Consider the following 7,760-nt stretch of genomic DNA (forward strand, 5'->3'; position numbering starts at 1 on the left):
GATGTCACCTACTTTCAACCTTTCTATCTTATTCTAATAACAATTACGTTTATTGTAACATGAAATAAAACTTTTTCTTTTACGTCCTTTATTAAACTTCAAAATTTATTTCTAAACTCCTTCTTCATTTAACAAGAAAATATAGTAAAAGAGACCTCTCCAATAGGATAAGGTCTCTAACACGTCATTATTATTTTTTCTTTGGAATTTTAATTGTAATTTGATAGTACTCATCAAATTCTTCTTCCTCAGAATTAACATTCAAACCACTTTCAGTAACCATTTGTAAAGATTGTCTAATTGTATTCATAGCAATCCTCGTATCTCGACTTACTGCTTTTTGCTTTGCCTTACGCTTCGGTTTTGCTTCCTCTAGTAACTTCGCAATTCGTTCTTCTGTTTGCTTTACATTCAGTTGTTTCTCCACAATTTCCTGTAAAACCTTCAGTTGTAATTCCTCATTTTTTAAAGGAATGAGAGCGCGGGCGTGACGTTCTGTAATGCTTTTTTCTAATAATGCACTTTTTATTTCTTCAGGCAACTTTAACAATCGCAACTTATTTGCGATTGTAGATTGTCCTTTTCCAAGTCGTTGTGCCAATGCTTCTTGTGTTAAATTATGTAACTCAATCAGCTTTTGATATGCCACAGCTTCCTCGATTGCCGTTAGTTCCTCGCGTTGCAAGTTTTCAATTAAAGCTACAGAAGCTGTCTCTGTATCATTTAAGTTCTTTATAATTGCAGGAACCTTTTCCCAACCTAACTTTGTTGCCGCACGAAAGCGTCTTTCTCCAGCAATAATCTCGTACTTATCATCCTCATATTGCCTTACAACAATCGGTTGAATAAGTCCATGTGTACGAATCGTTAATGCTAGCTCATCAATACGCGCATCATCAAAAACTGTTCTTGGTTGATAACGGTTAGGGGTAATATTTACTATCGGAATTTCTTGTATTTCTTCATATACCTTTTTATCTATTTCTTCATGGCTTTCGTCTTGTAATTCGAATTCGCTCTCTTTATCTCCAAAGCCAAATAAACGAGAAAACGTATTTTTCATACATATTCCACCACCTTTTAGGCCTATTGACTATTCTCCATAAAATGTTTCCTATGAAACATTTACGTTTTCATTTATATAATTTAATCTTACGTCTAATAAGATTTATTTTTCAATAGGTAATTTATTGGGCGTTCCCGGTTTGCGTGGATATTTCTTTGGTGTCTTGCGCTTTTTCTCGATTAATAAAATATTACGTTCACTCTCTTCAAACGGTAATTGGAACGTAGACATCTCTTTTAACTCTCCGCCTAGCACCTCTAAAGCATACTTACCATTTTCGATTTCTTCATTTGCTGCTGCACCTTTCATTGCAATGAATGTTCCTCCAACTTTTACAAGTGGTAAACATAGCTCACTTAATACAGAAAGACGTGCAACTGCACGTGCCATTACAATATCGTATGATTCACGTACACCTTCTTTTTTCCCAAATGTTTCAGCACGATCATGACAAAATGCAACATCACTTAATTCTAACTTTTGTGCTAAGTGATTTAAGAAATTAATACGTTTTTGCAATGAATCTACAATTGTTACTTTTAAGTGCGGGAAACAGATTTTTAAAGGAATACTTGGGAATCCAGCCCCTGCACCAACATCACAAATTGAGAACGGTTTTGAAAAATCATAATAAAAAGCAGCTGTAATAGAATCAAAAAAGTGTTTTAAGTATACTTCTTCTTTTTCTGTAATAGCCGTTAAGTTCATTTTCTCATTCCACTCTACTAATGTTTCAAAGTAGATTTTGAACTGCTCTAACTGTCTAGAAGAGAGGGTGATCCCCTTCTCTTCTAGCATAGATTGAAATTGTTCTATGTTCATCTAGCAATATCTCCTTACTATTTATTGGTTCGATACGCGCGCAATTTTTCCTTGTTCTATATAAACAAGTAAAATGGAAATATCCGCTGGATTTACGCCAGAAATACGTGAAGCCTGCCCCATTGAAAGTGGACGAACATCTTTCAATTTCTGTCTAGCTTCTGAGGCAAGGCTAGAAATCGCATCATAATCAATATCTACAGGTATTTTTTTACTCTCCATTTTCTTCATACGCTCTACTTGCTGTAAAGATTTTTCAATGTATCCTTCGTACTTAATCTGAATTTCAACTTGTTCTGTAACTTCATCACTTAATTCTACTTCACTTGGTACTAAAAGATGAATATGCTCATATGTCATCTCTGGACGACGTAATAAGTCACTCGCACGTATTCCATCTTTCAATTCACTTCCGCCAATATTGCGAATTAATTCTTGAACCTCAGGACGTGGTTTAATAATAATGCTGCTTAAACGTTCCTTTTCCTGTTCAATTTGTAGTTTTTTATTTGTAAATCTCTCATAGCGCTCTTCTTTAATTAATCCAATTTCACGACCAACTTCAGTTAAACGAAGATCAGCATTATCATGGCGTAATAATAGACGGTATTCTGCACGAGATGTTAATAAACGATATGGTTCATTTGTACCTTTCGTAACAAGATCATCAATTAAGACACCAATATAAGCATCCTCACGACCTAAAACAACTTCTTTTTTACCTAAAGAACGGCATGCTGCATTAATCCCAGCCATAAGCCCTTGTCCTGCCGCCTCTTCGTAACCAGAAGTTCCATTAATTTGTCCTGCTGTATATAAATTTTTAATCTTTTTCGTTTCAAGTGTTGGCCATAGTTGTGTTGGCACAATTGCATCATATTCAATTGCATAACCTGTGCGCATCATTTCAACATTTTCTAGGCCTGGAATTGTTCTAAGCATGTCACGTTGTACATCTTCTGGTAGGCTTGTGGATAAACCTTGCACATATACTTCTTGTGTATTACGCCCTTCTGGCTCTAAGAAAATTTGATGACGTGGTTTATCATTAAATCTTACTACTTTGTCTTCAATAGAAGGACAGTATCTAGGGCCTGTTCCTTTAATCATACCAGAATACATAGCTGAACGATGTAAATTTTCATCTATTAAACGGTGTGTTTCTGTACTTGTATATGTCAACCAACATGGAATTTGATCCATAATAAATTTCGTTGTTTCAAAAGAGAACGAACGTGGCTTATCATCACCCGGTTGAATTTCTGTTTTACTGTAGTCAATTGTATTACTGTTTACACGCGGAGGTGTCCCTGTTTTAAATCTAACAAGATCAAACCCAAGTTCCTCTAAATGCTCAGATAATGTAATAGACGGTTGCTGATTATTTGGACCGCTTGAATATTTTAAGTCGCCCATGATAATCTCGCCACGTAAAAATGTTCCAGTCGTAATTACAACGGTTTTTGCTGTATATTCTGCACCAGCTTGTGTAACTACCCCTTTACACATACCATCTTCAACGATTAAACGCTCTACCATTCCTTGGAATAACGTTAAGTTTGGTGTTTCTTCAATTGTTTTCTTCAATTCATGTTGGTAAGAGAATTTATCAGCTTGCGCTCGAAGTGCACGTACAGCTGGCCCCTTACCTGTATTTAGCATACGCATTTGAATATGAGTTTTATCAATATTACGTCCCATTTCTCCGCCTAATGCATCAATTTCACGAACAACAATCCCTTTTGCTGGTCCACCAACAGAAGGGTTACATGGCATGAAAGCTACCATATCTAAGTTAATTGTTAACATTAATGTTTTTGAGCCCATTCGTGCTGCCGCAAGACCAGCTTCACATCCTGCATGACCTGCACCGATTACTATGACATCGTATGAACCGGCATTGTATCCCATTGTTTATTCCTCCTAATAATCTCTATCTTTCTAAAACATCACTATATTATTTTCCTAAACAAAATTGAGAGAACAACTGGTCAATTAGGCTTTCATGGACTGTGTCACCAGTAATTTCACCAAGTATTTCCCACGTTCTTGTTAAATCAATTTGCACCATATCAATTGGTACACCATTTTCTATTGCCTCAATTGCATCACCGATTGTTTGTCCCGCTTGTGTTAATAATCCAATATGTCTCGCATTAGAAACATATGTCATATCTGCAGAATCGATTGTTCCTTCAAAGAATAAATCAGCTATTGCCTTTTCGAGTTCATCTATTCCTTGTTCCTCAATTAAGGATGTTGTAATAACACGATTTCCCGCAGCTAACTCTGTAACACGTTCCATATCAATCGCTTGCGGTAAATCAGTCTTATTCACAATAACAATAAAGTCTTTTCCTTGTACCGCATGGAATAGATCTTCATCCTCATTTGTTAAAGCCTCGCTATAGTTGACAACAACTAATACTAAATCTGCTTGGCTCATCATTTCTTTTGATCGCTCCACACCAATTCGTTCAACAACATCTTCTGTCTCACGAATACCGGCTGTATCTATAAGTTTAAGAGGTACACCACGCACATTAACGTACTCTTCAATAACATCACGAGTTGTTCCTGCAATATCAGTTACAATTGCTTTTTTCTCCTGAACAAGACTATTTAATAACGATGATTTCCCAACATTAGGTCTACCGATAATTGCTGTAGCAATACCTTCACGTAAAATTTTCCCTTGTTTTGATGTTTCTAATATTTTTTCGATTTCCGAACGAACATGCGTCGCTTTCTCAATTAAAATATTATGTGTCATCTCTTCTACATCATCGTATTCTGGATAATCTATATTTACCTCAACATGAGCTAATGTTTCTAATATTTCTTGACGTAGGCGACCAATTAATTTAGATAATCGCCCTTCCATTTGATTAATTGCTACATTCATCGCACGATCTGTTTTTGCTCGAATCAAATCCATAACAGCTTCTGCTTGTGATAAATCGATACGTCCATTTAAAAAAGCACGTTTTGTAAATTCGCCCGGTTCTGCCAATCGTACTCCTTGCGCTAGAATAAGTTGCAATACTTTATTTACTGAAACAAGTCCGCCATGACAGTTAATTTCCACTATATTTTCACGTGTAAAAGTCCTTGGTGCGCGCATAATAGACACCATAACTTCTTCAATAACTTGATTTGTATCTAAATCAACGATATGACCATAATGAATAGTGTGAGAAGGAACCTCTGTTAAATCCTTCCCTTTAAAAATACGGTCAACTTTCTCAACCGCATCATCCCCACTTACTCGAACAATGGCAATTGCACCCTCTCCAAGCGCTGTGGAAATCGCAGCAATTGTATCAAATTCCATGTCCTTTCACCTCACTTGCTTATTTATCTCTATTTCAACATGATTATTTCTTTCACTAAATTATTAGGATACCATAACGAACCTATCTACAAAAGAAGAATAACTCATTTTATTATATCCCCATGTAAAAAACACTAAACTTATTCACAGTGGATAAGTTTAGTGTTTTTTAGTTATCCACATCTATTTTTCGCTCAAAAAAACCGGCACTCATTTGAGCAACCGGTCATTTAGGAGATATTACAACATGCCGATGTGGTTCATTTCCTTCAGAAGTTGTTTTGATACCTTGATGATTTGATAATGCCTGATGAATAATTTTTCGTTCAAAAGATGGCATCGGTTCTAAAATAACTCTTTTTTTCGTATTAGATACTTGTTTCGCTAATCGATAAGAAAGTGATTCTAGCGTACTTTTTCTTTTACTACGATAATTTTCAGCATCTAGTGTAATACCTATATACTGCTTCGTGTTACGATTCGCAACAAGTTTTGTTAAATACTGTAAAGAGTTTAGTGTATTACCTCTTTTTCCAATTAAAACTCCTACATCATCACCAGAAATTGTAAATTCGATCTCGCGTCCTTTTACAACTTTACTAATTTCAACTTCCACACCCATATTGTGAATAACATTTCTTAAATATTCTTCACATTCCTGAATTGGATCTTTCTTCAATACAACTTCTACTACTGCAGGACGATTCCCAAATAAACCTAAGAATCCTCTTTTACCCTCATCGACAATATTTATATCTACTCGATCTTTTGATGTATTTAATTGCCTTAAAGCATCCTCTACTGCCAGCTCGACTGTTTGTCCTTTAGCAGTAATTATACTCACTTGCTTGAGCCTCCAGCTTTGCTAGCCTTAATCTCTGGCCCTTTGATAAAGTACATTTGAGCAATACCAAAGATATTACCAACAACCCAGTAAAGTGATAATGCAGCTGGGAAGTTAATTGCAAAGATTAAAATCATAATCGGCATAAGCCAAAGCATCATTGCCATTTGCGGATTTTGACCAGCTGTTCCTGCCATTGCAAGCTTTTGCTGAATAAATGTCGTAATTGCTGCAACAACCGGTAAGATATAGAACGGATCTGCCTGTCCTAAATCAAACCATAAAAATGTATGTTCACTAATTGCTGTTGTTCTCATAATCGCATGATAAAACGCGAATAAAATAGGCATCTGAACAAATATCGGTAAACATCCTGCCAATGGATTTACACCATTCTTTTGATATAACTGCATCATTTCTTGTTGTAGTTTTTGCTGTGTTGCTTGATCTTTAGAACTATATTTCTCTTTTAACTTCACCATTTCTGGTTGTAACGCTTGCATTGCTTTTGTACTCTTTGTTTGTTTAATCATTAATGGTAATAATGCAAAACGAATGATAAGAGTTGTAATAACAATTGCTAAACCGTAATTACTGTTAAATAAGTCGGCAAAATACGTGATTAACTGAGAAAGCGGATATACGAAATATTCATTCCAAATCCCAGTACTTTTCGATGTAATCGGCTGACCCGTTTCACTACAACCGGTGGCAATCGCCATTAATGCAACGACCATGGCTAGTAAACCTAATTTCTTTTTCAAAGCCTACTCCTCCTTGTATCGGTATGTATATAGTGTAATTCATTTCCTTACGCTACTTTTTTATTCTTTTCATACCAGAGCGTTTAAAGACATGAATTAAGCTTTTCTTTACTTCTTCATATGTCATCTCTGCACAAGGCTTCCTTGCTATTATAACAAAATCTTTTCCAGAATCTATCTCATCTTTTAACTCTGTAATAGCTTGACGGACCATGCGCTTAATTCGATTACGAACTACTGCATTTCCTATTTTCTTGCTAACAGAAAGGCCGATGCGAAAGTTTGGCTGTTCTTCTTTATCTAATTGGTATACAACAAACTGACGATTCGCATTTGATTTTCCTTTTTGAAAAACCGCCTGGAATTCATCATTCTTCTTTATACGATGTTTTTTCTTCATATCAATTGACACTCCTGTATTTCATCAGCGGAAATTCACTATTATTAGAAAAAAAGACCACTGAACGATCAGTGGTCTACGCAGATAATACTTTTCTTCCTTTACGACGACGAGCTGCTAGCACTTTACGTCCGTTCGCTGTGCTCATACGGCTGCGGAAACCATGTACTTTGCTGCGCTTACGTTTATTTGGTTGGTAAGTTCTTTTCATTATATGACACCTCCCTGAGGAATATCTGTTAAAGACAGTCCTATAAATTATAGTTAATCAACTAGGAAAATGTCAATGGTTCTAGAAATTTTCATTAAATATTCATTTTGAACCTATTCACATACTTTTTCACAGCATCTATATTTCCTTGTGGATAAATGTTTTTTCACGTTTTTTATATCCACAAACTTTTTTCCCACTTTTACACAGTATATCGTGTTGTGGACAAGTTTATTCCACAAGGTATTGATTTTGTGGATAACTTTCTTAAATTCATTGCTATAGCCACTTTTTTTTGATATTATAGTTGTGTTTTCAC

The 7,760-nt window shown here is 35.5% G+C and carries 9 protein-coding genes; all 9 read right to left on the minus strand.

Annotated elements, in window-relative coordinates:
* Positions 1-190 precede the first annotated feature (190 nt).
* Entirely contained in the window at positions 191-1,063 is an 873-nt protein-coding gene (noc, locus tag BCG9842_RS27205; protein WP_000799016.1) for a nucleoid occlusion protein, read from the minus strand.
* 105 nt (positions 1,064-1,168) lie between these two features.
* Positions 1,169-1,888 carry a 16S rRNA (guanine(527)-N(7))-methyltransferase RsmG gene (gene rsmG, locus BCG9842_RS27210; protein WP_001019628.1) on the minus strand — a complete coding sequence of 240 codons (720 nt, stop codon included), beginning with the start codon at positions 1,886-1,888 and terminating at the stop codon, positions 1,169-1,171.
* A gap of 21 nt (positions 1,889-1,909) precedes the next feature.
* Entirely contained in the window at positions 1,910-3,799 is a 1,890-nt protein-coding gene (gene mnmG / locus BCG9842_RS27215) for a tRNA uridine-5-carboxymethylaminomethyl(34) synthesis enzyme MnmG (RefSeq protein ID WP_000541045.1), read from the minus strand.
* Positions 3,800-3,845: 46 nt separating this feature from the next.
* Positions 3,846-5,222 (minus strand): tRNA uridine-5-carboxymethylaminomethyl(34) synthesis GTPase MnmE, encoded by a 1,377-nt coding sequence (mnmE, locus tag BCG9842_RS27220; RefSeq protein WP_000393760.1) that lies wholly within the window; start codon positions 5,220-5,222, stop codon positions 3,846-3,848.
* A 226-nt stretch (positions 5,223-5,448) separates the two neighbouring features.
* Positions 5,449-6,066 (minus strand): RNA-binding cell elongation regulator Jag/EloR, encoded by a 618-nt coding sequence (gene jag / locus BCG9842_RS27225; protein ID WP_000022797.1) that lies wholly within the window; start codon positions 6,064-6,066, stop codon positions 5,449-5,451.
* A complete protein-coding gene (gene spoIIIJ / locus BCG9842_RS27230; protein WP_000727741.1) occupies positions 6,063-6,830 on the minus strand; it encodes a YidC family membrane integrase SpoIIIJ in 768 nt (255 codons plus the stop codon). Before spoIIIJ ends, jag begins: the two co-directional genes overlap by 4 nt.
* Before the next feature lie 52 nt (positions 6,831-6,882).
* Positions 6,883-7,230 (minus strand): ribonuclease P protein component, encoded by a 348-nt coding sequence (gene rnpA / locus BCG9842_RS27235; RefSeq protein WP_000726621.1) that lies wholly within the window; start codon positions 7,228-7,230, stop codon positions 6,883-6,885.
* 76 nt (positions 7,231-7,306) lie between these two features.
* Entirely contained in the window at positions 7,307-7,441 is a 135-nt protein-coding gene (gene rpmH, locus BCG9842_RS27240) for a 50S ribosomal protein L34 (protein ID WP_000831901.1), read from the minus strand.
* Between the two features lie 113 nt (positions 7,442-7,554).
* Positions 7,555-7,760 (minus strand): hypothetical protein (locus BCG9842_RS31725; RefSeq protein ID WP_222861282.1); only part of this gene is annotated, 206 nt, incomplete at its 5' end.

It is taken from the genome of Bacillus cereus G9842 (assembly GCF_000021305.1).
GTDB classification, from domain to species: domain Bacteria; phylum Bacillota; class Bacilli; order Bacillales; family Bacillaceae_G; genus Bacillus_A; species Bacillus_A thuringiensis_S.